19 protein-coding genes and 1 pseudogene are annotated in these 25717 nt (G+C 49.5%); 13 read left to right on the top strand and 7 right to left on the bottom strand.

The window, feature by feature from the left end:
• Positions 1–32 precede the first annotated feature (32 nt).
• The 3 genes from HMPREF0733_RS09305 to HMPREF0733_RS09295 all read left to right on the top strand — a co-directional run bounded on the left by HMPREF0733_RS09305 (position 33) and on the right by HMPREF0733_RS09295 (position 4947).
• Positions 33–2954, top strand: a complete 2922-nt coding sequence (locus HMPREF0733_RS09305; protein WP_013399075.1) for a DEAD/DEAH box helicase — start codon at positions 33–35, stop codon at positions 2952–2954.
• 16 nt (positions 2955–2970) lie between these two features.
• Complete coding sequence (locus tag HMPREF0733_RS09300; protein WP_013399074.1) at positions 2971–4074, top strand: hypothetical protein; 1104 nt, start codon at positions 2971–2973, stop codon at positions 4072–4074.
• A 138-nt stretch (positions 4075–4212) separates the two neighbouring features.
• Positions 4213–4947: a polyprenol monophosphomannose synthase gene (locus HMPREF0733_RS09295; protein ID WP_041322097.1), complete on the top strand. Its 735-nt coding sequence runs from the start codon at positions 4213–4215 to the stop codon at positions 4945–4947.
• Positions 4948–5011: 64 nt separating this feature from the next.
• On the opposite strand, the gene HMPREF0733_RS09290 is transcribed toward HMPREF0733_RS09295, so the two are convergent.
• On the bottom strand, positions 5012–5614 hold the full coding sequence (locus HMPREF0733_RS09290) for a TetR/AcrR family transcriptional regulator C-terminal domain-containing protein (RefSeq protein ID WP_013399072.1): 603 nt from the start codon (positions 5612–5614) through the stop codon (positions 5012–5014).
• 296 nt (positions 5615–5910) lie between these two features.
• On the opposite strand from HMPREF0733_RS09290, the gene HMPREF0733_RS09285 reads away from it, so the two are divergent.
• From HMPREF0733_RS09285 to HMPREF0733_RS09260, 6 genes are all read left to right on the top strand, one after another.
• Entirely contained in the window at positions 5911–7353 is a 1443-nt protein-coding gene (locus tag HMPREF0733_RS09285; RefSeq protein WP_004004672.1) for a flavin monoamine oxidase family protein, read from the top strand.
• Between the two features lie 95 nt (positions 7354–7448).
• On the top strand, positions 7449–8342 hold the full coding sequence (locus HMPREF0733_RS09280; protein WP_238382326.1) for a universal stress protein: 894 nt from the start codon (positions 7449–7451) through the stop codon (positions 8340–8342).
• A gap of 56 nt (positions 8343–8398) precedes the next feature.
• On the top strand, positions 8399–9871 hold the full coding sequence (locus tag HMPREF0733_RS09275; protein WP_013399070.1) for an NAD-dependent succinate-semialdehyde dehydrogenase: 1473 nt from the start codon (positions 8399–8401) through the stop codon (positions 9869–9871).
• Positions 9872–10003: 132 nt separating this feature from the next.
• The gene (locus tag HMPREF0733_RS09270; RefSeq protein ID WP_013399069.1) at positions 10004–11431 is read left to right on the top strand and encodes a gamma-aminobutyraldehyde dehydrogenase; all 1428 of its coding nucleotides are present in this window, start codon (positions 10004–10006) and stop codon (positions 11429–11431) included.
• A 149-nt stretch (positions 11432–11580) separates the two neighbouring features.
• A complete protein-coding gene (gene gabT / locus HMPREF0733_RS09265; protein WP_013399068.1) occupies positions 11581–12951 on the top strand; it encodes a 4-aminobutyrate--2-oxoglutarate transaminase in 1371 nt (456 codons plus the stop codon).
• A 243-nt stretch (positions 12952–13194) separates the two neighbouring features.
• The gene (locus HMPREF0733_RS09260; protein ID WP_013399067.1) at positions 13195–14781 is read left to right on the top strand and encodes an APC family permease; all 1587 of its coding nucleotides are present in this window, start codon (positions 13195–13197) and stop codon (positions 14779–14781) included.
• Positions 14782–14857: 76 nt separating this feature from the next.
• Here HMPREF0733_RS09260 and HMPREF0733_RS09255 read toward each other — a convergent pair whose 3' ends face one another.
• The 4 genes from HMPREF0733_RS09255 to trpD form a co-directional block, all read right to left on the bottom strand.
• Positions 14858–15196, bottom strand: coding sequence for an RNA polymerase-binding protein RbpA (locus HMPREF0733_RS09255; RefSeq protein ID WP_004004666.1), 339 nt, complete (start codon positions 15194–15196; stop codon positions 14858–14860).
• 166 nt (positions 15197–15362) lie between these two features.
• Positions 15363–16355 (bottom strand): SPFH domain-containing protein, encoded by a 993-nt coding sequence (locus HMPREF0733_RS09250; protein WP_013399065.1) that lies wholly within the window; start codon positions 16353–16355, stop codon positions 15363–15365.
• A gap of 64 nt (positions 16356–16419) precedes the next feature.
• On the bottom strand, positions 16420–16905 hold the full coding sequence (locus tag HMPREF0733_RS09245) for an NfeD family protein (protein WP_004004664.1): 486 nt from the start codon (positions 16903–16905) through the stop codon (positions 16420–16422).
• A 318-nt stretch (positions 16906–17223) separates the two neighbouring features.
• Complete coding sequence (gene trpD / locus HMPREF0733_RS09240; RefSeq protein WP_172461379.1) at positions 17224–18315, bottom strand: anthranilate phosphoribosyltransferase; 1092 nt, start codon at positions 18313–18315, stop codon at positions 17224–17226.
• Positions 18316–18547: 232 nt separating this feature from the next.
• Between trpD and ctaE the strand changes: the two genes are divergently transcribed.
• From ctaE to qcrB, 4 genes and pseudogenes are all read left to right on the top strand, one after another.
• The gene (gene ctaE, locus HMPREF0733_RS09235) at positions 18548–19186 is read left to right on the top strand and encodes an aa3-type cytochrome oxidase subunit III (protein ID WP_004004662.1); all 639 of its coding nucleotides are present in this window, start codon (positions 18548–18550) and stop codon (positions 19184–19186) included.
• Positions 19187–19248: 62 nt separating this feature from the next.
• Positions 19249–20042, top strand: a pseudogene (qcrC, locus tag HMPREF0733_RS09230) (cytochrome bc1 complex diheme cytochrome c subunit).
• Between the two features lie 43 nt (positions 20043–20085).
• On the top strand, positions 20086–21192 hold the full coding sequence (gene qcrA / locus HMPREF0733_RS09225; protein ID WP_004004660.1) for a cytochrome bc1 complex Rieske iron-sulfur subunit: 1107 nt from the start codon (positions 20086–20088) through the stop codon (positions 21190–21192).
• Between the two features lie 3 nt (positions 21193–21195).
• Positions 21196–22860 carry a cytochrome bc1 complex cytochrome b subunit gene (gene qcrB / locus HMPREF0733_RS09220; protein WP_013399061.1) on the top strand — a complete coding sequence of 555 codons (1665 nt, stop codon included), beginning with the start codon at positions 21196–21198 and terminating at the stop codon, positions 22858–22860.
• A 737-nt stretch (positions 22861–23597) separates the two neighbouring features.
• On the opposite strand, the gene HMPREF0733_RS09215 is transcribed toward qcrB, so the two are convergent.
• Together HMPREF0733_RS09215 and ctaD are read right to left on the bottom strand one after the other, a co-directional pair.
• Positions 23598–23999 carry a cytochrome c oxidase subunit 4 gene (locus tag HMPREF0733_RS09215; RefSeq protein ID WP_004004658.1) on the bottom strand — a complete coding sequence of 134 codons (402 nt, stop codon included), beginning with the start codon at positions 23997–23999 and terminating at the stop codon, positions 23598–23600.
• A gap of 3 nt (positions 24000–24002) precedes the next feature.
• The gene (ctaD, locus tag HMPREF0733_RS09210; protein WP_004004657.1) at positions 24003–25706 is read right to left on the bottom strand and encodes an aa3-type cytochrome oxidase subunit I; all 1704 of its coding nucleotides are present in this window, start codon (positions 25704–25706) and stop codon (positions 24003–24005) included.
• Positions 25707–25717 lie beyond the last annotated feature (11 nt).

The raw sequence follows: 25717 nt of genomic DNA, 5'->3' as shown, positions 1-25717 counted from the left end.
GGAGGATTTTTAGGCGCAGGTACACTAGAACTATGGCTGAAAACCCCCAAGAAACCACTCACGACTCGAACGACCGCCCGAGCTACTTTGCGCAGTATCAGGCCGCGCAAGAACGTAACGCTCACGCAAAAACAGCGCTTAGTAAGTTCGAAAAGAATCTCGGGTTTCCTCTTGACAGTTTCCAACGTCAGGCATGCCAATCCGTCGAAACTGGACATTCAGTCCTTGTCGCTGCGCCTACTGGTTCTGGTAAAACAGTTGTCGGAGAATTCGGCATCTACCTTGCCCTCCAAACAGGAACAAAAGCGTTCTATACAACCCCTATCAAAGCACTCAGCAACCAGAAATACCATGACTTTGTGCGTGAATACGGCGAAGAAAACGTAGGTCTGCTCACCGGCGACACCAGCATCAATACCGAAGCCCCCATCGTCGTCATGACTACTGAAGTCCTTCGCAACATGCTCTACGCCGAATCTACGACCCTCATCGGTCTGGGATACGTCATCATGGACGAAGTACACTATCTCGCCGACCGGTTCCGTGGAGCAGTTTGGGAAGAAGCGATTATTCACCTTCCCGAACACGTCACCGTCATCTCGCTCTCTGCAACTGTATCCAACGTCGAAGAATTCGGAGCATGGCTAGATACCGTACGAGGTGATACCGATGTCATCGTATCTGAACACCGCCCCGTCCCGCTCTGGCAACACCTCATGGTAGGAAACCGTATTATTGACCTCTTTGTACCTGATGAAACTTCTCAGCAAGAGGCTTCACCTACAAAACGTCGTAAAAACCACACAAAATCACTCCAAAACGCTCCCACGGGGCTACGCATTAACCCGCTCCTCAAACAACTGCGGCCAGGCTTTCGCCGACACACCCCCCGGCACAATGCACCCAAACGCGAGCGCTTCCGACGCGGCCGCAACCGGCATGACAAACACACACATGCACTCGAACGATCCCGTCATAAAACCTTCACCCAAGACGCCAACGTTCTGAGTCCGCACCGCATACCTCGCCCCGAAATGGCCCGTATCCTAGACAAGCAAGGGCTATTGCCTGCCATATGCTTCATCTTTTCACGGGCAGCATGTGATGACGCCGTTACCCAATGCGTCAACGCGAATATCGTCCTCACCACCGAGGAACAGCAGCAAACCATCCGTGCCTATATTGCAGAAACCACTGCACACCTTGATAACCGAGACCTTCATGCCCTTGGATATTACGAATGGCGAGACGGACTCATCCGCGGGGTGGCAGCCCACCATGCAGGTCTGCTACCGCTCTTCAAAGAAGTTGTTGAGACACTTTTTGCACAGGGGCTCATCAAACTAGTCTTTGCCACCGAAACCCTCGCGCTCGGCATCAACATGCCAGCCCGCACCGTCATGCTCGAAAAACTCACCAAGTTCAACGGTGAAACCCACGTCGATATCACCCCCGGAGAATACACCCAACTTACCGGGCGGGCAGGGCGCCGCGGAATCGATCTTGAAGGACACGCCGTAGTCCTCTGGCGTCCAGGTCTTGTACCAGAACAGGTTGCCACCCTCGCATCCACTCGCACATACCCCCTTAACTCATCATTCCGCCCCACCTACAACATGGCTGCGAACCTCATCGCAGCCTATGGCGCCGAACGAACCCGCAAAATCCTCGAATCATCCTTTGCCCAGTTCCAAGCAGATAAATCAGTTGTAGGAACAGCTGCACGAGTACGTAAAAACGAAAACGCGCTCGAAGGATACCGAGACTCCATGCAGTGCCACCTTGGAGACTTCACAGAATACATGCGCCTGCGGCAAAACATCAAAGATCTAGAGAAAAAAACCCGCAAAGCCAACCAACAACATGCACGCGCCCAAGCTCACCAAAGCATCCAAGAACTTATGCCCGGAGACATCATTCACATACCTCATGGTCGCTCCCGCGGCTACGCTATCGTCATCACCCGTGCCGAATCCAATACAGACCCACGCATTGGTATCCTTACCGAAGACAATCAGCAGCGCACCGCAAGCGCACGTGATTTCACGGGGCTCATTGAACCCGTCTCCTACATCAAGCTCCCCAAGAAAATAACCCTTAAAACATCCAAAGAACGCCGCGACACCACCTCACGGATGCGTCAAGCGCTCATCGATGAACGACCACCCCGCAAACTCGGAAATACCCCCATCGCCACACGTCATAACGATGCCCAAGAAAAACTCGACATACTACGTGCCCAACTACGTAACCACCCCTGCCACGGGTGCTCTGACCGGGAAACCCATGCACGCTGGGCAGAACGATGGCGCAAACTCAACGCAGAAACAGAAGGACTACGCCGCCAAATTACCCGACGCACCAACACTATTGCCCAGGTCTTCAACCGCATCGCAAAGCTCCTCACTGAATACGGCTACGTTACTGCTGACTCCCATAACGGGCTCAAGCTAACGACGAAGGGGGAAGCCCTGCGCAAACTCTACGGGGAAAAAGACCTTCTCACCTCTATTTGTCTCGAAAAAGGCTTCCTCACTGATCTGGATCCTGCGGCTATAGCAGCAACCATAGCCGCGCTCACATACCAGGGCAAAAAGGAAACCATCGAAATTCTCCCACGCTACCCGCACCCTTCATTACAAGTGTCTATCGCGACCATCAACCGCGAACTAGACCATCTCAACGTTCACGAAGAACGTCACGAACTAGATCAAACCCCACCCTGCGACCTAGGCCTCGTCACCCCTATCTACCGCTGGGCTCGCGGTATGCACCTCGCAAAAGCACTCGAAGATACCGGCCTCGCCGCCGGCGACTTCGTACGCTGGGCAAAACAAGTTATCGACGCACTCGACCAGATCGCCCATATCCCCACCATAAGCCCAAACCTACGAGCAAGCTGCGAAAAAGCTATAGCCCTCATCCGCCGCGGAGTCGTCGCACTAGACTCCTAAAACCGCTGGAAAGAACATGAGCATCTATATCTATACCAACGGGAGCATCTACAGCCCCGCCGACCCCTACGCCACAGCGCTCCTCACCGAAAACGGTACCGTAACCTGGATAGGCTCAGATGCGGGAGCTCGCTCCATCACGGACGAACGCATGCGAGCTATCGATCTAAACGGCAAACTCATCACGCCCACCTTCGCACGTGCCTTCGCCCCCATAAACAACCACAGCGAAAAAACACTCTACGAGTACTTCCTCAGAACACATACCCAGGGATACCATACCCACATACTCGCAGGAACAATACGAGACATCCTGACCCTACGCGCATCACTCGACACGTTTTATACAACACACGCAACAGCCCCAGACGTACGATTCTTCATAATCCCAGAGCCACAAGCGACCTCCGCATCGTACGCTGAGCTCGTCACCACAGCCCAAGACCTGCTCAATAAATCATCTATAGCACTCACTGGGTTTCACGCCACAAATCTAGACCACCTACCTACTCTGGCATCCGAAGCAGCAGAACATGGTCTTGTACTCTCCATCAACACTCAAGATAGTTTCACTAATGCCTTTAGCTATGCGCTAGCCGTTAGGGAACAGCATCCTTGGCTTAACATCCGGCTTGATATGGTTCATGGAGTCATTGATGATCAACGTCTTCAGGATCTCGCAGATGCACGGATCAACTTAGGTATCCAAGCAACCTTTGATACTGAGACTGCAAAGTTAGCCCACCGGGCGAATGCAGCTGGTACCGCGTTCGCGCTAGGGTCAGACCCATCTCTTGTTGAAGCGCCTCTTGGATGGGAGCTCATCTCAGCCCTTATAAAATCGGCAGATGGTATTTCAGCACGCAGTGGTTTCGCCGCACTTACGCGAGGAGTCTACCGGCTAGCCCACGACGAGAACCCCTTTGCGGGTCAAATACTCCCTGATACACCAGCGAATATAGCACTCTGGAACGTCACTGAGCTTATGGTGCAAACCCCGGATTCTCGCGTAGTCTCGTGGAGTACTGATCCCCGTGCTCGTATTCCACTTTTACCGGTTCTTGCTTCAGATGTGCCGTTGCCCGTATTAGATCGCATGTACACTAGGGGAGGGGAATAGTACGTTTCCTAGCTCGTAAAAGTTACCTGAAAATATGCCGTGCATCTGCAGAATACGCCCTTACGCCGTATTTCGCCGGTTATACTAGTAAACTTAGACCCTACCTTCACTCTAACAAAGGAAAACAAGGGAATTATTATGCGTGTACTGACCGTTATTCCGACGTATAACGAGAAGGAAAACTTACCCGTTGTTGTTGAACGTCTTCGTAAGGCAGCACCCGACGTCGATATTCTAGTAGTTGACGACAATAGCCCTGACGGTACAGGTCAGATTGCGGATGCTATGGCTGAGCAAGATTCACAGATTCACGTTCTTCACCGCACTGTGAAAGACGGTCTTGGTGGAGCTTATCTTGCGGGGTTTGATTGGGGTCTCAATGAGGGATATGAAGTCCTTATCGAGATGGACGCTGATTGTTCTCACCAGCCCGAGCAGTTGCCATCGCTAGTACATGCTGTTGAGGCTGGGGCAGATTTAGCTATTGGCTCCCGTTATGTACCCGGCGGAAAAACAGAAAACTGGCCCATTCAACGCCAAATTCTTTCTCGCGGAGCAAATATTTATACGCGGGTTGTTCTAGGGACTGCAATCAAAGACATCACAGCAGGTTTCCGCGCATATAGGCGTGAAGCACTACAACGTTTGAATCTTGAAGGCATTGAATCTAAGGGCTATGTCTTTCAGGTAGACCTCGCTTGGCGTTCTGAGCAAGCAGGGCTCAAAATTGTTGAGGTTCCTATTACCTTTGTTGAGCGTGAGGTCGGAGCATCAAAGATGACCGGAAATATAATTTTTGATTCTATGCGTAAAGTGACGACTTGGGGCGTTTCTAACCGCGTCAATAAGCTCAAAAAGAAGCTAGGCAAATAACTAAACTTCACATAAAATAAGTGCCCGAACTACCCTTTGATAGTTCGGGCACTTTTGTATAGTGTCACTCTGTATTCGTGTTGTATTCCTGTATCGCTGTACGCGCCAGACCATGAAGAATCGCTTCGAGTCCTAAGCTAAATGCGTTCTCTGCTGGAGTCTGCGAGCTACGCTGCAGCGCTGTATATGCGTCTTGTAAATATGGATACTCATCTGCTGAAGCCGCAGGGTTAAAGATAGATTCGGGGGCGTGGGCATCTACTGCGGATCCCAGCAGGAATGCCTCTAAAGATTCAATAACATTTAAAGTTTTATATTCTGGACACCCAAAAGCTCTTAACGTCTGAACGAGGACGTCATACATATGTAACGTTTGAGGGGCCCGATCGATCGGGGTCAATGCGAGCGCTGTTACCAGATCGGTGCTCTCACTGAACGCGTCTCGATAAGACTTCCCCCACAGACTCAAAGATTCAGTCCAGAGTTCTAGCTTTTCGGCGTGGGATAGGTGCTGCTCGTTAAGAATTTTAGTCGCTCGTATCAGGGGCTCCAGCGTAATGTCATTGATGACCGCATCGCTTATAGCTCCCAGTACTTCGGCACGAGACTGAAAGTGATTGTATAAGGAAGAGGGGGCGACGCCTAGTTTCTGAGCAAGTACGCTCATAGTGAAATTTCCTTGATCGGCCAAAAGTCTACGTGCTGACCGCACAATTTTGGACGCGCTTAACACTGTCGAAGAGGGGCGTCCAGCGCGTCGCATGGGGGAAGAGATCACGATAAATCCTTTACTATTTCTTCGCTTTCGGCGTTTACTGCCGTCCCGTCTGTGAGCAGTTATAAAACATACCACCAGAAATTTTACGCTTCATAAATACCCCTAGATTTGTAATTTCTGTGTTCTGGGATACACTAAAACGAACACAATTCGTTTTGTGATTCTTTGAGCGAAAGGGTTTAACCATGACGGCCAAGAACGAAACTACGAATGAATTGACCCGCGATGTCGTAATTATCGGCGCAGGTCCTTCCGGACTCACTGCAGCATACCGACTGCAGCAAGCAGGACATACCGTTGCAGTCCTTGAAGCACGTGAACGTGTTGGCGGGCGCACATGGAACAACCATATTGACGGCGCATTCCTTGAAATCGGCGGACAATGGATTTCCCCCGATCAGACTGTTCTCACCGAACTCGTTGAAGAGCTCGGACTTAAGACCTTCTCTCGTTACCGCGAAGGTGAGAATCTCTATCGCGATCCTGACGGTACCATGCACCGGTACAACGGAGACATGTTTCCTGCCAACGAGCACACTCAACGAGAAATGGAACGACTCATCGGAATTTTAGATGAGCTTGCGGCAGAGATCGGGGCCGAGAAACCTTGGGCGCACCCCAAGGCACGCGAACTCGATACAATTAGCTTTCACCATTGGCTCCGCGAACAATCCAACGATGAAGAAGCATGCAACAATATTGGGCTCTTCATTGCTGGTGGCATGCTCACTAAGCCGGCTCACGCATTCTCAGCTTTACAGGCAGTACTTATGGCTGCATCTGCAGGATCGTTCTCTAACCTTGTCGATGAAGATTTTATTCTCGACAAACGTGTTCTGGGTGGCATGCAGTCCGTCTCCTTAGCCCTCGCAGAAAAAGTGGGACAAGAGAATATAATTCTCGAACACCCGGTCCGCGTTCTACGTTGGCAAGAAGACGGAGAATACCCCGTACTTGCTGAAGCTGAAGCCTTCTCCGAAGATGGAGAGGCCTCACCTGAAAAAAACATCATTGTTCGAGCAAAGTACGCTGTTGTTGCGGTTCCTCCGAACCTATATTCACGTATCCATTTTGTGCCGCCGCTAGACCGCCGACAGCATCAAATGCATCAGCACCAGTCCCTTGGCTTGGTTATCAAAGTACATGCTGTTTACCCCACACCGTTCTGGCGGGACAAAGGTCTCTCAGGAACCTGTTTTGCCGCTAACAACCTGGTACAAGAGATTTACGACAACACTAACTACGACCCAGCAACTGGAGAAGAAGAAGCTCGCGGCACTCTAGTAGGGTTCGTCTCCGACGAAGCAGCGGATGAAATGTTCACCATCAGCGCCGAGGAACGCAAAGAACGCATCCTAGACTCCATGGCGCAAATGCTCGGAGAAGAAACAAAAAATCCCGTGGTGTACTACGAATCAGATTGGGGTGCCGAAGAATGGACTCGTGGCGCATACGCAGCCAGCTATGATCTTGGCGGACTGCATCGCTACGGCGCAGACCAAGAAACCCCAGTAGGACCAATCTACTGGTCATGCTCAGACATTGCTGCCGAAGGCTACCAGCATGTCGATGGTGCTATACGCATGGGAGAAAAAACAGCAAAACTGCTAGCCGCAAAACTCAAATAAGATCATTCGCATCGTAACGCACACACGGGCAGCTTTACTGGGTGAACCAAAGAATGACACACCCAGTAAAGCTCCCCAAAATACGGATGGGAAACATGAAATACGTCGTAGGATATTCGCCTGATGCACGGGGCCGTTCAGCTCTCCAACTAGGAGTCGTACTAGCTCGCTCCCTGGGTGCAGAACTTGATGTAGTATATGTCATTAAACCGCAAAGTCCTCGCCTTGCAGCGCCACGATCCAACTTCGAAGACTTACTCCAAAAGCAAGCCGTTCAATGGCTTGAAGAAGCACAACATTACGTGCCCGCCCAAGTAATCGCCCGCTTCCACCTACGCCGCGCCGATTCCGCAGTCAGCGGCCTACTAGAACTAGCTGACGCCATAGACGCCGGACTCATTATAGTGGGCGGCGGTAACACCGGAAATTGGCTTTGGCACTCACTAGGCGCGGTTGGGAACGCTCTTCTACACCGTTCACGTATTCCCGTCGCTCTAGCACCACGTAAATACAGCGCTTCACACACGATCAAACAGTTCGACTGCGCCGTATCCCCAGACATCGACTCCATAAACCTTGTCGAAGAAGCCATAGCAACCCAAAACCGAACAGGCATACCAGTACGCCTAGTCTCACTCTACGAAGAAGGAAAAGACCTAGACGATACAACCTATCGCAGCATCATCCAAGACCTCGTAGACCAATCCGCAGTCAAACCGATAAACCCACAACAGCTAAGCATCGCAGTAGGCGCAGGAACTACCATCGTAGAAGCGGTCGATTCTGTGCACTGGAACGAAGACTCCGTGCTAATGGCCGGATCCTCCAAACTAGCCCAACGCGGAGAACTCTTCCTAAGCTCAACAACCGCAAAAATCATGACCAAACTTCCTATTCCCCTCGTCGTAGTACCACGCGATTACCACCCTGGACGCAAGGGCTCCCAGCAACAGCCGTGGACAGGCTCAATCCCCATCATCAAGCAATAGCCCGGCTCCTCACGTGATATACACCGCCGTACTATCATCCCAAGGAAAGGAAAACAATGGAACAACATCTTCAAGAACTCATTAACAAAATACCCACTGGGCTACTCATCGGCGACACTTGGCGTGAAGGATCCGCAGGGGAGACGTTCGATGTCCTCAACCCAGCGACCGAAGAAAAGCTCACGGCCTTAGCCTCAGCAACACCTGAAGACGCAATAGCAGCCCTAGACGCAGCATGCCAGGTTCAAGACCAATGGGCACACACGCCGCCGCGTGAACGTGCAGAAATACTACGACGGGCATACGACCTCATCACCGATCGCTCCGAAGAATTCGCCACCCTCATGACCCTCGAAATGGGAAAACCCCTCGCAGAATCACGAGGAGAAGTAGTCTACGGAGCCGAATTCTTACGATGGTTCTCCGAAGAAACCGTACGCGACTACGGACGCTACCAGCCCACGCCCGAAGGTAAAAACCAAATACTGGTAAAGCATAAACCTGTAGGACCATGCCTACTCATCACCCCATGGAACTTCCCACTAGCCATGGCAACACGCAAAGCCGGAGCTGCAATAGCAGCAGGATGTACAATGATCCTCAAACCTGCACGGCTCACACCCCTAACCGCGCAATACTTCGCACAAACCATGCTCGACGCAGGGCTACCAGCAGGAGTACTCAACGTAGTTGCATCAGCAACTGCATCAGCCGTCTCAGATTCTCTCCTTGCAGACTCACGCCTGCGCAAACTCTCATTCACCGGCTCCACCCCCGTTGGCAAAGCCCTTCTAAAATCAGCCGCGCAAAATGTCCTACGCACCTCCATGGAGCTCGGCGGAAACGCCCCCTTCATCGTCTTCGAAGACGCAAATATCGACGAAGCCGTTGAAGGCGCCATGGGAGCAAAAATGCGCAACATGGGCGAAGCCTGCACCGCCGCAAACCGATTCCTAGTCCACGAATCCCGTGCCGAAGAATTTTCCACCAAACTAGCGACAAAAATCGCAAATCTCAAAACCGGCAACGGTCTAAACCCAGACACCACCTGTGGCCCCCTCATAGAACAAAAAGCAGTAGATTCCATCCACGAACTTGTACAAGATGCTCTCGACCGAGGTGCCCAAGCTCTGGTCGGCGGTTATCCCCAAAACGGTCCCGGATACTTCTACCAACCCACAGTCCTCATCAACGTTCCTCACGATGCACGCGTCATCCAAGAAGAAATCTTTGGCCCTGTAGCACCCATCATCACCTTTTCTACCGAAGAAGAAGCAATCCAACTTGCCAACAACACAGAATACGGGCTAGCATCCTACGTCTACACAACAGATACATCCCGCGCCCTGCGAACACTAGACCGCCTAGAAGTCGGCATGACAGGCCTCAACATCGGCATCATGTCAAACGCCGCAGCCCCATTCGGAGGCGTTAAACACTCCGGACTAGGACGGGAAGGAGCCGCCGAAGGCATCGCCGAATACACCTACACACAATACATCGGCATCAAAGACCCCTACGCCAGCTAAACCACCCAAAAACCATCCAAGATACGCACAATACAACAATTTCTCGAAGGGTTCGTTTTACCTTTCCACAAGGAAAAACGAGCACACACAAACTTACAAACCTACGTAAGTCCAACCCCAAAGGAGAACGTTATGAAGCGCTTGAAGAATTTCATCAACGGCAAGTTCGTCGATTCCACCTCTGATGAGGTACTCGACATCGTATACCCCGTAACCGGCGAAGTCATAGCACAAGCACCAATATCCACTGACGACGACGTCAACACCGCCATGCATGCGGCTCAAGACGCATTCAAAACGTGGAAGCATACGACCCCTTCAGATCGCCAGCTACTTCTCCTCAAACTCGCAGACGCGCTCGAAGAAAACGTCGACGTACTCGTTGAAGCCCAACACCGCAACACCGGACAGCCCCGAGAACTCATCCGTGACGAAGAAGTCCTCGTCGGCGCCAACCAGCTACGTTTCTTCGCAGGGGCAGCACGCACCCTAGAAGGAAAAGCAGCAACCGAATACATGGAAGGACATACCTCATACGTACGGCGCGAGCCCATCGGCGTCGTCGCCCAAGTAACCCCCTGGAACTATCCCCTCATGATGGCATTATGGAAGTTGGGTCCCGCGCTCGCTGCCGGGAATACTGTAGTTCTCAAGCCATCTGACACCACACCAGAATCCACCCTCGAGTTGGCAAGGCTTATAGGGGAAATATACCCTGCCGGTGTTGTCAACGTTGTGCTGGGGACCGGTGAAACTGGTGAAGCTATGGTAGGGCACCCGGCCCCTGCCATGGTTTCTATTACCGGATCAGTACGCGCAGGTCAGGCAGTTGCTACCGGCGCTGCAGCTGGTCTGAAACGTTCTCATTTGGAGCTTGGCGGTAAAGCGCCAGCAGTTGTTTTTGCAGACGCGGATTTGCCTCGTACTGCGCGCATGCTCGCAGACTTCGGTTATTTCAATGCTGGCCAGGACTGTACAGCAGTCACTCGCGTACTCGTTCAAGACAGCATTTACGACAAGTTCCGAGATCTGCTGGTAGCTGCCGCAAAAGATACAGCTACTGGGCACGAAGACGATTCAAAGAACTTCTACGGTCCGTTGAACAACATCAATCACTTTAAGACCGTCATGAATAAGCTCAACAGCCTCCCTGAACATGTCACAGTTGAAACCGGTGGCAAACAGTGCGGCACCCGTGGCTTTTTTGTGGAACCTACGGTGCTGAGCGGAGTCAATCAAGACGATGCCGTTGTCCAGGAAGAGACCTTCGGACCAGTTCTTACGCTCCAAAAATTTACTACAGAGGCGGAAGCAGTTGAGCTTGCTAACGATGTAAATTATGCGTTGGCGTCATCAGTTTGGACGTCAAATCATGGTACTGCTATGCGAGTTTCTCGCGATCTTGATTTCGGAGCAGTTTGGATTAATACACACGTACTTCTGACTGCTGAAATGCCTCATGGCGGATTCAAATACTCGGGTTACGGTAAGGATCTTTCCCTGTATTCCGTTGAAGAATACACACGTGTTAAACACGTCATGAGTGATTTGAGCGCATAAAGAACAGCTTCTCCAGGCTCATTCGGCAATTCGGCAAAAAAAAGAGTCCTGCATCATCACACATTAGAGAAGAGCTTGTGGAGCGGTACAGCTCTGTTGTCTAGGTGCTGTACCGTCTCTTCACAATTCACATATTATCCATGTAGCTTATGCTACGTTTTCCTTTGAAAGGTAGTCTCATGGTAGAGATGTATCGTCTTCCTCAAGAGATAAAACTTACTGGAGAGTTTCCCGGCCCCTCATCACGTGCTCTTGCACATCGTCGCTCACAAGCTGTTCCTGCATCTGTCGCTTCGGGGCTCCCAGTTTACGCGGCTGATGCAGACGGTGGCGTCATTATTGATGTTGATGGTAACTCGTTGGCTGATTTGGGAGCGGGTATCGCAGTCACAACTGTTGGTGCATCAGCTCCCAAGGTGGTACAAGCAGTTCAAGAATCGGTCACACACTTCACCCACACCTGTTTTATGGTTACTCCTTATGAGGGGTATATCGCAGTTTCTGAAAAACTAAACGAGCTAATACCCGGACGCTTTGAGAAACGCTCAGTACTTTTCAACTCTGGTGCGGAGGCAGTTGAAAATGCTGTAAAAATTGCTCGTGCAGCTACCGGTCGCAATGCCGTAGTTGTTTTTGATCATGCCTACCATGGGCGAACCAATTTAACAATGGCGTTGACTGCAAAAGTAGCACCATATAAGAAAGGCTTCGGTCCTTTTGCTCCTGAAATCTATCGTGCTCCTATGAGCTACCCTTACCGGGACGATCAGAGCATGGATGGTAAAGAGGCAGCTCAACGCACCATCAACATGATCGAGAAGCAAATTGGTTCAGAATATGTAGCCGCAATTCTCATCGAGCCTATCCAGGGTGAAGGAGGGTTCATTGTTCCCGCCGATGGTTTCTTACCAACGCTGGTTGCATGGGCACGCGAAAAAGGTATCGTCTTTATTGCTGATGAAGTACAAACTGGTTTCTGCCGCACTGGCAAATGGTTTGCGAGTGAGTACGAGGGCATTGAACCCGATTTGGTCACCACTGCTAAGGGCATTGCTGGTGGTATGCCGCTTTCAGCCGTCACTGGTCGGGCAGAGCTTTTTGATAAAGTTCAACCAGGAGGATTAGGCGGAACATACGGTGGTAATCCTGTATCTTGTGCGGCTGCTCTTGCGGCTATTGAAACTATGCAGGATCTTGATTTGAACGCACGAGCCCTGCATATTGAGAAACTGGTGACAGCAGCGTTAGCCCCGCTTGTTGATGAGCTAGACATCGTAGGGGATTTCCGCGGACGCGGTGCTATGCTCGCACTGGAGTTCGTAGCAGACTCTATCTCTAAAGCCCCGCATCCCACGGCGGCCAAGGATATCGCTGCTTACTGTCAGCAACGAGGAGTACTTATTCTTACTTGTGGTACTTACGGCAACATTATTCGTCTGCTTCCTCCGCTTACTATCAGTGACGAGCTCCTAAAACAGTCAATGAATATTCTTATCGAAGGTATTCGAAGCGTTTCATAATTTTTTTTGGAGGCTTACAGGGCCCCGGTCATACCTCATATAACGATCGGGGCTCTTGTCACAGCTAATCCTATTCCACACATGCGCCAGTTATTTACCTATAGCTATTATGCGCACACCTTGTAGACAAAAATTCAGGTGATTTTACTACTGTTCTGGATCAATTAGACTAAATCGCATATTGAGCAGGTCGCTATAAGCACACACCGTCTGGCGACGACACTCCGATAGAGGGAGAGCACCTTGTCTCAGAATAATCAATCCCACAAGTTACATAAAGGTCAGAGTCTAGCCAAAGATTCTGCATCAAATAACCCCCACGGTGCTATTGATACAAGCGCCGCTAACAAAAAGGGATTATCTTCCGGATCTGTATCTCTTTTTGGCTCCATTATTATTGGTATCTCTGTGGTAGCACCAGCATACTCATTATCGGGAGCCCTGGGTCCTGTAGGAGCTGTAGCAGGGGAGCACATGCCCGCGATCTTTCTCGTTGGGTTTATCCCTATGCTATTGGTGGCTATTGGCTACCGAGAGCTTAACGCTGCTATGCCGGATGCGGGAACAACATTCACTTGGACAACCAAAGCATTTGGTCCGTGGGTTGGTTGGCTCGGAGGCTGGGCATTATTAGCAGCTACCATCTTGGTTCTCTCAAACCTTGCAGGTATAGCTGTAGATTTCTTTTACCTGGCTTTGTCTCAGGTTTTTTCTAACCCGGATCTAGCGACTCTTTCAAGTAATACCTTTATCAATATCGGCACATTCTTAGCCTTGATGGGTTTCGGGTGTTACATCACATACCGCGGGCTGGATGCGACTCAGAAAATCCAAACTGTTTTCATTATTTTCCAGCTTGTCGTACTCGCTATTTTTGCGGGTGTCGCCCTCTATAAAGCGGTCACAAATACTGGGTTTGCTAACCTTGCTCCGACTCTTGAATGGTTTAACCCCTTCGGAATCGAGTCATTCTCAGCTTTCTCTTCCGGCATATCTCTTGTCTTCTTCATATATTGGGGTTGGGACGCTGTCCTCACCATGAATGAAGAAACAGAAGGCGAGCATACAACTAGCGGTCATGCAGCTGTTGGCACTATCCTCACAGTAGTTCTACTGTACCTGTTAATCTCTGTGGGCACTTTGGCATTTGCGGGTACGTCCTCAGAAGGTCTGGGTCTAGGAAACTCTGATAACCAGGAGAATATTTTTGCTGTTCTTTCGGGGCCTGTACTAGGTTCTCTCGGAATTATTATGTCTTTCGCAGTTCTTATTTCGGCCTTAGCCTCTTTACAATCCACGGCAGTTTCACCAGCTCGAACATTGCTAGCCATGGGATATTACAAGGCACTCGGGCCTAAGTTTGCGAGTATTAGCCCAAAGTACCAATCACCTAGTTATGCGACCATCGCTTCCTGTCTGATTGCTACCTTGTTCTACGTTCTTATGCGTTTTATTTCAACCTCTGTGCTTTGGGATACTATCTCCGCTTTGAGCTTGATGGTCTGTTTATACTACGGCGTGACGGCATTTGCCTGTGTATGGTATTTTCGGAAGGTGGCCTTCTCATCAGGCTTTAAATCATTTGTGAACAAGTTTTTGTTTCCCCTTTTGGGAGGCATTATGCTTCTTGTTTTCTTCATCCAGACGACCTATGATTCCATGGATCCCCATCATGGCTCGGGGTCTGAAATTGGGGGAGTCGGGCTAGTTTTCTGCTTAAGTGTCGCGATTCTTCTCTTAGGAATTTGCGTTATGGTGTATCAACGTTGCCTCCGTCCTGCCTTCTTCAAAGGCGAGGTCCCGATGGAGGTAGAGCATATGATTGACTAGTTATTTCTCATGTGCACAAGAAGGGGAGAGGAGCCTCTAAAAGGGGTTCCTCTCCCTTATGCATTATGAATGTATCCTACAGTGCATAATGAGAACGGTAGTATTCCAACCGATCTTCTAGAGTCTTCTCTAACTCTTCAACGCTACGTCGTTCCATTAGCATGTCCCAGTGTGTACGAGCTGGCTTATCATCGTCATTCTGGGCGTCACTCTCGCCGTTGACAAGATATGCTTCTTTGCCAGTTTTAGCAACCCAGACCTGTGGAATTTCAGCTTCAGCAGCAAAGGTCACAAATACGCGGTCACCATCAGTGGTTCGGTACTCTACACGTTGACGGGGTGCAGGCTGTACATTGGACTCGGTTTCCATAGATTGAGTTCCAAGACGCATACCACGCAGGCTACGATCGCTCACAATTCCTCCAGACTCCAGAAAGGGTTTCCGCAGATACTCAGCGGCTGCATAACGTTGGGCGGGGGAGAGCTATTCCCTCGAACGTCTAAAACATCCATTATATCGAGAATATTCTCCGCCGCCCAACTATTAGAGACAGCTATTCGCGAAGTCAAGCTAAACTATCTTAACTATTGAAGCCATATCCTTGAGATGGGTTCTCAAAAGTATCAGGCTTTGTATACGCTGCTTTTGTCGATCCATCGTTTATGTCCGATACCGGCAAATTGCCGAATGCGTTACCAAGACCTCGTAGAGCATCGCCAAGTTCTGTGGGGATAAACCAGAGTTTATTAGCTTGGCCGTCAGCAAGTTTGGGCAAGGTTTGCAGATACTGATAGGTGAGTAGCTGTTGGCTCGGGTTAGATTGATGGATGGCTTCGAATACCTTATGAACAGCTTCAGCTTCACCGTCAGCTCGAAGGATTGCAGATTGAGCGTCACCTTCAGCTCGAAGAATCTGAGCCTGTTTTTCAGCTTCCGCGCGAAGGATAGCAGCCCTAGATTCACCTTCAGCCGTCAGAATATCTGACTGCTTCTGACCTTCGGCCGTCAGAATGGCAGCACGACGATCACGCTCTGCACGCATCTGCTTCTCCATTGAGTCCTGGATAGAGTGTGGAGGCTGAATTTCTTTAATATCAACACGAGATACTCGTAGTCCCCAACGACCGGTTGTAGCATCAAGAACTCCACGCAATTCCGCGTTGATCTGATCGCGGGAGGTCAAGGTCTGTTCAAGATTTAGACCACCAACTACGTTACGGAGGGTCGCGCTAGTAAGCTCGTCAACAGCACGAATATAGTTCGTAATTTCATAGGTTGCGTCCTTGGGGCTTGTTACCTGAAAGTAAACAACGGTATCGATCCCAACCACAAGGTTATCTTCGGTAATCACAGACTGCGAGGGGAACGAGACAACCTGCTCACGGACATCAATTAGAGGCAACACGCGGTCAATAATCGGTACCACCATATGCAAACCGGGTTCTAGCACGGTTCGGAACTTACCAAGACGCTCAACGATTCCTGCTCGACCTTGAGGAATCACCCGGATGGTTTTAGCCAACAAGATAAGAACAAAAATGAAGAGAATCACAAGAAGAATAACTGGGACCATATCTTCATTACCTACTTTCTTTTCGGTGATTAATAACAAAATTTAGGGGCGTAGATGGAACATTTTATTCAGCTTCAGGGGTAACAGCTGATCCTTCTGGCAAAGTTGATACATGCGGGTACACAAACGCTGTAGCACCGTTAATAGTTTCAACCTGGGCGTAGGAGCCGGAAGGGATAGGAGCTCCTGAAGTACGTGCTGTCCAAATTTCGCCTTCAAGACGCACTAAACCAGACTCAGCAGTGACATCCTCTGTCACAAGAACAGTTTTACCCCGAAGAGCTTTGGCATTTGTAACAGTATTTCCGGCAGAGCGGTTGAGGCGTTTCAGAAGAGGCGGACGTAGAATAAGCACAAACAGGATGCACAAAACCGCGAAAACTATTCCTCGAGCGAAGAAATGTTCGATAAATGGTGAAATAGCCGATGTGATGAGGGCAGATAGGGAAAGCATCAAGAAAAAGAGATCGAGAGACAGCATCTCAATTATCGCAAAGAGCAAAGCTAGTATCAGCCAAAATGTCCATGGGCTGTCAAAGAGCCAATCCATATTTTTTCCTCCTCATCGTAGGCACAATAATCCACCGTATAGAGCGCCCAAGCCATACAAACATTATTCCATGAGGTGCATCACCAATCAAAGAGTTTACTCACACAAACTCACAACACCACAAATGGCCGATAATATACATTATGTAAAGTAGAGTCAGAAAACCACACCCCAGCCACTCAACCTTCCGTGTAATTGAACCGGATTAGCTGCCAGTGCGCCCTCGTAAAGACGGTTTCACCCCAGCAGCTTCTTTCTCCTCAATGTCCAGTAAAGCTACAGATACACCAAACTCTTCTATTTACATGAATAGGCGCTTTACGGACTCGGCGTTTCTACCACCAGGTGGCTAAACTCCACCCAGGCGTTCAAAACTTGAGCTGCTGCCCCAGTATCAATAGATTGGCGTGCATCCGCCAAGGCTTCTGTGTACCGTTCCTCAAAACTCCTGCCGTCGTTTTTTCGGTAAGCTATCAGACCGGCCGCCGCATTAATAAGAACTGCATTGCGAATTGCATGCAACGAGTCTTTTGCCGACTCGCCCTCCCCAGCTAATACTGCGCGAAACACACTGGCGTTATACTCAGCGTCTCCTCCTCGCAGGTTATCTAATGAAGAACGCTCAATCCCATAGCCTTCGGGATTAAAGACATATTTCTGAAGAATACCCCCACTTGCTTCCCAGATCTGGGAAGTTGTAGCAATTGTCAATTCATCAAGCCCATCATCCCCCCGGAATATAAGGGCATGGTCACCTCGATTCGCGAAAACCCAAGCCATCTTTTCTACCATCTGCGGATTAGCTACCCCAATTGCAGATGATGACACTCGCGCAGGGTTTGTCATGGGTCCTAGGTAGTTAAAAGCCGTTGGTATACCTAACATTTTTCGAGTCGGCCCTACGAACCGCATGGAGGGATGAAAAGTCATTGCAAATAGAAAGGTGATCCCTACCTGCCGAGCGCACGCGGCAACAGACTTAATCGGCATATCTAGCTGAATACCTAGCGCCTCCAAGACATCTGCCGACCCTGATTTAGAGGTTGACGCTCGGTTACCATGTTTAACAACTGTCGCACCTGTACCAGCAATAACCAAGGCTGCCATGGTGGATATATTGACGGTATTCTGCTGATCTCCGCCAGTGCCTACAATATCAACCGCGTGTACGTCAAGATCAATAGTTTCAGCTTTTGCAAGCATTCCTCGCGCAAGGGCGCCTAACTCTTCAGAGGTCTCCCCCTTCATGTGGAGCGATGTCAGGAAGGAAGCAAGTATAGGTTCAGGCGTTGAACCAGTCATAATTTCATCCATAGCCCAGTCCACATGACGAGAACCGAGATCCTGCCCAGAGATGAGCTGATTCAAAATGTATTTCCAGGTTAATGACTCATGTGCAGTTATATCCATACTCCCGATTTTAACCTTCCTGCAGGATTCATCTGCTGCCAGCGCATAGGGTGCCACAGCTTTGAGGCTTCTCTCCCCCACGAACTTACCAAAACATTACACATAGAGCGTGTCGCACAAATCTCGTGAAAACCGCTAGTTTACAGGGAACTCTAAGGATTTTCCCAACACACCGCAAGATTTAAGAGGTTATGTATTCGCTCTTCGCAAGTTTTAGCGACATAATGTCTATGTGACAACTGTAACCAATAACCCCAGCAGGCCGGCACATCCGGCTCTTAACCGACCCAACACGGTCGCCATTGGTACCGTCGTGTGGTTGGCATCAGAGCTGATGTTCTTTGCCGGGCTTTTTGCTATGTACTTCACCCTTAAGGCATCACGTCCTGACATTTGGGCTGATAATGTACATATCCTTAACGTTCCCTTCGCTTTTATCAACACAATCGTTCTTGTGCTGAGTTCTGTGACATGCCAGATGGGCGTATTTGCCGCAGAACAGCTCAAACCACGCCGCTCCGGTTCTTTGCTGAATATTAAGGCATGGGGCATGGCTGAATGGTTTGTGTTGACTTTCATCATGGGCGCAATCTTCGTCTGCGGTCAGGCTTATGAGTACGCAACCTTGGTTTCAGAAGGCGTAACCATTGCATCTAGCGCTTACGGATCCGCTTTCTACATCACAACAGGGTTCCATGCGTTACACGTGACAGCTGGTCTAGTAGCTTTCCTCCTGATCATTGGTCGCGCATTTGTCGCTAAGCGATTTGGTCATTACGAAGCAACTAGTGCAATCGTTGTCTCGTACTACTGGCACTTTGTAGATGTCGTGTGGCTCGCTCTATTTGCCGTAGTGTACTTCGTCAAATAACAGTCCAACACTCTCGCCCCGTCCGTATCCATTTTTACTAGCACACACAAGGAACAAAAGACGTGAAGGCACTTTCACAGAAGCGGCGTCACCCGCTTGCAGCTATTGTGTTGCTTGCGTTGGCTCTCATCCTTACTGGTGGTCTCTACACAGTTGCCACTGCCACCAATCAGGCCAAGGCCGAGTCAAGCCATGCATACACTCAAGATGATGTAAACGCTGGTCAAAAACTCTTCCAAGCCAACTGTGCAACCTGCCATGGAATGAACGCTGAAGGCACCGCTGATGGTCCTTCGCTCATCGGTGTTGGTGCAGCCGCAGTTGATTTTCAGGTTGGTACCGGCCGCATGCCTATGCAGATGCAAGGTACACAGGCTCAAGTCAAACCTGGTCAGTTCAACGAGGAACAGACGAAGCAGCTCTCTGCATATGTTGCTTCGTTGGGCGCCGGTCCTGCAATACCTGAAGCAGAGAATCTAGATACCACCAAAGGCGATGCCGCAAATGGTGCCCGTGTCTTCCTAGCCAACTGCGCAATGTGTCATAACGCGGCTGGTGCAGGTGGTGCTCTTACCCGAGGGAAGTTTGCTCCTTCTCTCATGGGTGTTAGCGAACAACATATCTATGAAGCCATGGAAACTGGACCTCAAAATATGCCTGTTTTCAACGACGCAAACCTTACCCCGCAAGAGAAGCGTGATGTTATCACCTATTTGAAAGCACAGGAAAAAATGTTTCCCCTGGTGGTCTTAAGCTAGGCTCTCTAGGTCCTGTCGCTGAAGGTCTGTTGATTTGGAGCGTCGGTCTAGGGATCGTGCTTATCTTTGTTATTTGGCTGACCTCTCGCTCAGCATAAATACGCACATACTATTCGTATCGGAAAAGATTTGAGGCAACACATGGGAAACCATCGTGACGGTCAAGACGCTCAGAGCGTTACCGTAGTTACCTCTTCAGAGGATTCAAAGGAGCAGTTTCAGAATCCTGGGCTGCCCCCACATCGTCCACGTCTGACAGATGTGGATTCGAAGCGTGCTAAAGGTGCTGAGCGCCAAGTTATTCTACTCTTTGTACTATCAATGCTCGGCTCTTTGTTATTCTGGGTCGCGTATTTCGGTATATCAGTTGAAGGTAACTTCTTTGATGTAAACAATACGGAGCCTACCAGTAAACTGCAGCTGCAGAACCTCTTGCTTGGTTTAGGTATAGCATTCGCTATGTTCGGCATTGGTATTGGAGTTGTTCATTGGGCACGTACGCTTATGCCTGACCATGAACTCGTTGAGGAGCGGCACGATTTGCGTCCTGAAGAGGATCGCGCCGAGGCAGAAGAAATCATCGAAACTATTATTGATGAGTCAGGTATTAAACGCCGTCCTCTCCTGCGCAATACTCTCATTGGCTCAGTTATTCTGGCTCCGTTAACTTTTATTACGTTCCTGCGCGATCTGGGGCCGAATGATCCTGCCGTTCTTAAACACACGATGTGGGATCAGGGTGTCCGTCTTGTACGCGACCCTTCTGGGACTCCGATTAAAGCTTCTGACGTTACGATCGGATCCGCTTATCACGTTCTGCCGGAGACCATCACGTCCCTCAGCCATGAAAATGGCTATCTAGAGGAAAAAGCTAAAGCAGTTGTCTTGTTGATGCGTCTTGACCCCAATGAGATGAAGATTTCGGAAGAACGTAAAAACTGGCACGTTGACGGTATAGTCGCTTATTCGAAGGTCTGTACACACGTTGGATGTCCCATCGCGCTGTACGAGCAGCGAACGCACCATCTGCTGTGCCCGTGCCATCAGTCTACTTTTGATGCGGCAGATGAATGCAAGGTTGTATTCGGTCCTGCAGGTCACGCACTCCCACAGTTGCCGATTACAGTCGATGATAATGGTTATCTTGTGGCTCAGAGTGACTTCCATGAGCCAGTTGGTCCCGCGTATTGGGAACGCGGTCAGCACGTCGAAGAAATGCGTGCAGAGCGTGAGAAGGAGGCGAAATAAGTAATGTCTACAACAACTGGCTACGAGTACAAACCTAAAAGCAACGCTGGGCGTATCGCGAATTTTGTTGATACGCGTGTTGGCATGTCTGGGGTTGTTAAAGAATTTGGCCGAAAAATCTTTCCAGATCACTGGTCCTTTATGTTCGGTGAGGTGGCTCTATACAGCTTTGTAGTGCTCCTTATTTCAGGAACTTTTTTAACATTCTGGTTTAACCCATCAACCGCTGCAGTTACCTATGACGGTTCATATGTACCCATGAAGGGTACAGAAATGTCTGTTGCGTTTGCGTCTACTTTAGATATCTCTTTTGATATTCGCGGAGGCCTGTTGATCCGTCAGATTCACCACTGGGCGGCTCTCATGTTTATGTTGGCCATCTGTATCCACATGCTTCGTGTCTTCTTTACAGGGGCTTTCCGTCGTCCACGTGAGCTGAATTGGGTTGTAGGTTGCGTCCTCTTTGTCACGGGTATTATGGCGGGCTTTACTGGGTATTCCCTCCCCGATGATGTGCTCTCTGGTAACGGTTTGCGAATTGTCGATGGCATTATGGTCGCAGTTCCGCTCGTAGGTACATACCTCTCGCTTTTCTTCTTCGGAGGCGAGTTCCCAGGTGAACACATTATTAGCCGCCTATACAGCCTGCATATTATGATCATTCCGGCAGTTCTGTTGTTGTGCGTTGGACTGCATATGTTCATGGTTGTCCTGCATAAACACACCCAATATCCAGGGCCAGGTCGTACCAACAATAACGTTGTTGGTTTTCCTGTAGGTCCGGTTTATGCTGCAAAAGCAGGCGGTTTCTTCTTCATAGTTTTCGGTATCATCGCTTTCTTAGCTTCCACCTTCACTATTAACGCAATATGGAACTATGGTCCCTACGATCCATCTCCAGTTCAAGCAGGTACTCAGCCTGACTGGTACGTAGGCTTTGGTGACGGTGCATTACGTCTATGGCCTGGTGTTTGGCCATGGTCATGGGAATGGCAATTCGGTGGAACATGGGTTCTAAATGTCCTACTGCCTTTTGCACTCGCAGGCGTCTTGATGGGATTCTTATTCACGTGGCCTTGGATCGAACGTTGGGTCACCAAAGATAATCGGGTTCATAATATTCTTGATCGCCCGCGTAACGCTCCATTCCGTACAGGCGCCGGTGTTGCCGGTATCATCTACTACTCAGTTTTGATGATCGCGGCATCTTCTGATTTGATCGCAACACATTTCCACGTCTCGCTAAATGATGTAGCTTATGTATTGCGTGCGCTCTTCTTCCTTGGACCCATCCTTGGTTTCGAGATTACCCGAAGGATTTGCCTCTCCTTGCAGCGTAAAGATCGTGAGCTAGTGCTTCATGGCATCGAAACTGGTCAAGTGGTGCAACTCCCCCATGGTGAGTTTATTGAGGTGCACAAGCCTCTTGACGAGTATCGTCGGTACAAGCTAGTTAGTTTCGATTCACCAGATGTAATACCTGCACGCCCCAATGCTAAGGGGAAGGTTACAATGCTTGAGAAAGCACGAGGCACCTTATCGAAGTTGTTCTTTACTGATCGTGTTCTTCCTGTAACTCCTACTGAGCTAGAAGAAGCTCATCATGAACATAATGAAGCTCAAAGGATTGAGGGCGCTTCCTCTAATAGCCCCGAGATTAAGGGCTAAAGTTACAACTTCATAAGTTTACTTGAGGGTTGGTTCCACAAAACTGTGGGACCAACCCTCAACGTTTGTATCGTATGTATCTCTTCCAGCAATGTTGCTGCTGACCCAATATCATATCCATCTTCTAAGGCCAGGAGTCCAGACTTTCTCATGAAAAATTCTCATAAGCAGCATGGCCCTATTCCTGAAACTAAGAATTATAAATCTTTGCTTACTTATCAGCGATCGCTATATACCTGATGCCATAATGGAATAACTTCATGCGTACTAAGCACACACCCCGTCACAAACTATCATGCCGCTGGCTCTTAGAGGCAGGAAGGAGCCTCGCGGATTAACAGATAAAAGTAGCAACAACCTAGGTTTGAGGTTGAGACTCCAGAATTCTTGCAGAGAGAGCACTTCTGCGAGCATATTAATGCCGTCTTTTCTTTCGAGCCGAGCGTACTGATAAGCGAAGCTGCCTCTGCAAAAACTATTATCGTGCGATGGGCACGATTATATGGGCGGTTACTCTCCCAAGATTCATCCGATCAATATTGGTGCGTCTCTGCTGCTTTGATGATCCCCAGATAAGCTGCCAATACAGACAATTAATCCAACTAGCTTTTTCTTACCTCCCCTTTTTAGTACATATCTGGGGCAGATAGAACTTTATTCGAGAATCTCTGGAATATAGAAAAGGTGGGGTTACATCATCCATATGGATGATGTAACCCCACCTTTACTGTATATGATTAGTGCGCGTGATCACCGCGGTTGTATTCATATACCCACCCGATAACGGCGACTGCTACGATAGGCAACGCAAGAATTAGTACCCACCAGGCAATCGCTGCCCCAAGAACAACAATCATGCACGTTAAACCGATCATAAACGGCCACCAAGACCATGGTGAGTAGAACCCATACTCACCAGCACTCTCAGCGATTTCACCCGTGTAGTTATCCATGGGCTGGCTTCCTAGCTTCTTATCAGTAAACATGAGGAAGAAAGCCAAGAAGAAGCACATAAGCGCCGTCACGAGGAGCGCGGGAAACCCGGCCCACTCATCAAAATTGGTCATAAACCCATAAATAATTCCAACAGGAATAAAGAATATACCAAGGTACAGGAAGACCTTCCCGAGAACTTTCACGGTTTACTCTCCCTTCTGTGCTGCAAGAGCTGCAGCGGCAACATCATGATTCGTTGAAAGCTCGGGATGATGTAGGTCTAGAGCCGGGCGTTCGGAACGGATACGAGGCAATGCAGTAAAGTTGTGGCGGGGCGGAGGACAAGAAGTTGCCCACTCGAGAGATCCACCGAATCCCCAGGGATCGTCTACCTCGACTTTCGGAGCATACCGAGCAGTAATGTAAACATTCCAGAACCAGGGAATCATTGAAACGGCAAGAATCATGGATCCAACAGTTGAGAACTGGTTCATCCAGGTGAAACCGTCCTCGGGCAGATAGTCAGCGTATCGACGAGGCATCCCATCAACGCCAACCCAGTGCTGAATCAAGAAGGTCGCGTGGAACCCGAAGAATACCAGCCAGAAGTGAATCTTACCGATCCGTTCGTTGAGCATCTTGCCAGTGAATTTTGGCCACCAGAAGTAGAATGCACCAAACATACCAAACACAATGGTTCCAAAAATCACGTAGTGGAAGTGTGCAACCACGAAGTAAGTATCCGAGATATGGAAGTCTAGAGGCGGAGTAGCCAAGATAATACCCGTCAGACCTCCAAAGAGGAAGGTCACTAAGAATCCATAGATCCACAGTAACGGAGTTTCAAACGTAATGGACCCCTGCCACATAGTCCCAATCCAGTTGAAAAACTTCACGCCGGTTGGAACACCAATCATCATGGTCATGAACGAAAAGAACGGAAGCATAATCGCTCCAGTTACGTACATATGGTGCGCCCACACAGTTACAGACAGGCCCGCAATAGCAATAGTCGCTGTAACAAGACCTTTGTAACCAAAAATGGGTTTACGTGAGAATACAGGGATAATCTCCGAAGTCACGCCGAAGAAAGGTAGCGCAAGCACATACACCTCAGGGTGCCCGAAGAACCAGAACAAGTGCTGCCAGAGTACCGCTCCCCCATTTTCCGGATCAAAAATATGTCCTCCGAATCGGCGATCCATACCTAGAGCAAACAAAGCGGATGCCAGAGGCGGGAAGATCATAATAATCAAGATTGAAGTAATCAGAGTTGCCCACGTAAACACAGACATACGCCACATAGTCATGCCAGGGGCGCGCATTGCCACAATTGTAGTAATGAAGTTAACCGCACCCATAATTGTGCCGAATCCCTGCAAAGCAAGACCAAAGACCCATAAATCACCACCGACAGACGGACTATAAGTAGTGCTATTTAGTGGGACGTATGCAAACCAGCCGAAAGAGGCTGCACCTTGCGGGGTAATAAAACCTGCAATCGCTACTAGCGACCCAAAAAGGAAGAACCAAAAAGCCAATGCGTTTAAGCGCGGGAATGCCACATCGGGAGCACCAATTTGGAGCGGGATAAGCACGTTCGCCAAACCGGTGAACAAAGGGGTGCCGAACATGAGGAGCATAAGGGTACCGTGCATCGTAAAAAGCTGGTTAAATTGCTCCTTCGTCTGCAGGATCTGCATACCGGGCTCAAAAAGCTCGATACGCATCAGCAGAGCCATAGTTCCGCCCATACAGAAGAAGATGAAGGCAGAGATCAGGTACATGTACCCAATGGTTTTGTGGTCCGTGGAAGTAATCCAATTGACAAAGATGCGTCCCTTGGACTTAGGAACCACGCGCGGCGCAACAGCCGTTGCACTCTCAGTTGAATATTCGAGGGTAGTCACGTCTATTTCAC

The organism is Rothia dentocariosa ATCC 17931 (assembly GCF_000164695.2).
GTDB lineage: Bacteria > Actinomycetota > Actinomycetes > Actinomycetales > Micrococcaceae > Rothia > Rothia dentocariosa.
Note: the sequence above shows the minus strand (reverse complement) of the source record. Positions and strands in the feature narration are given on the sequence as shown.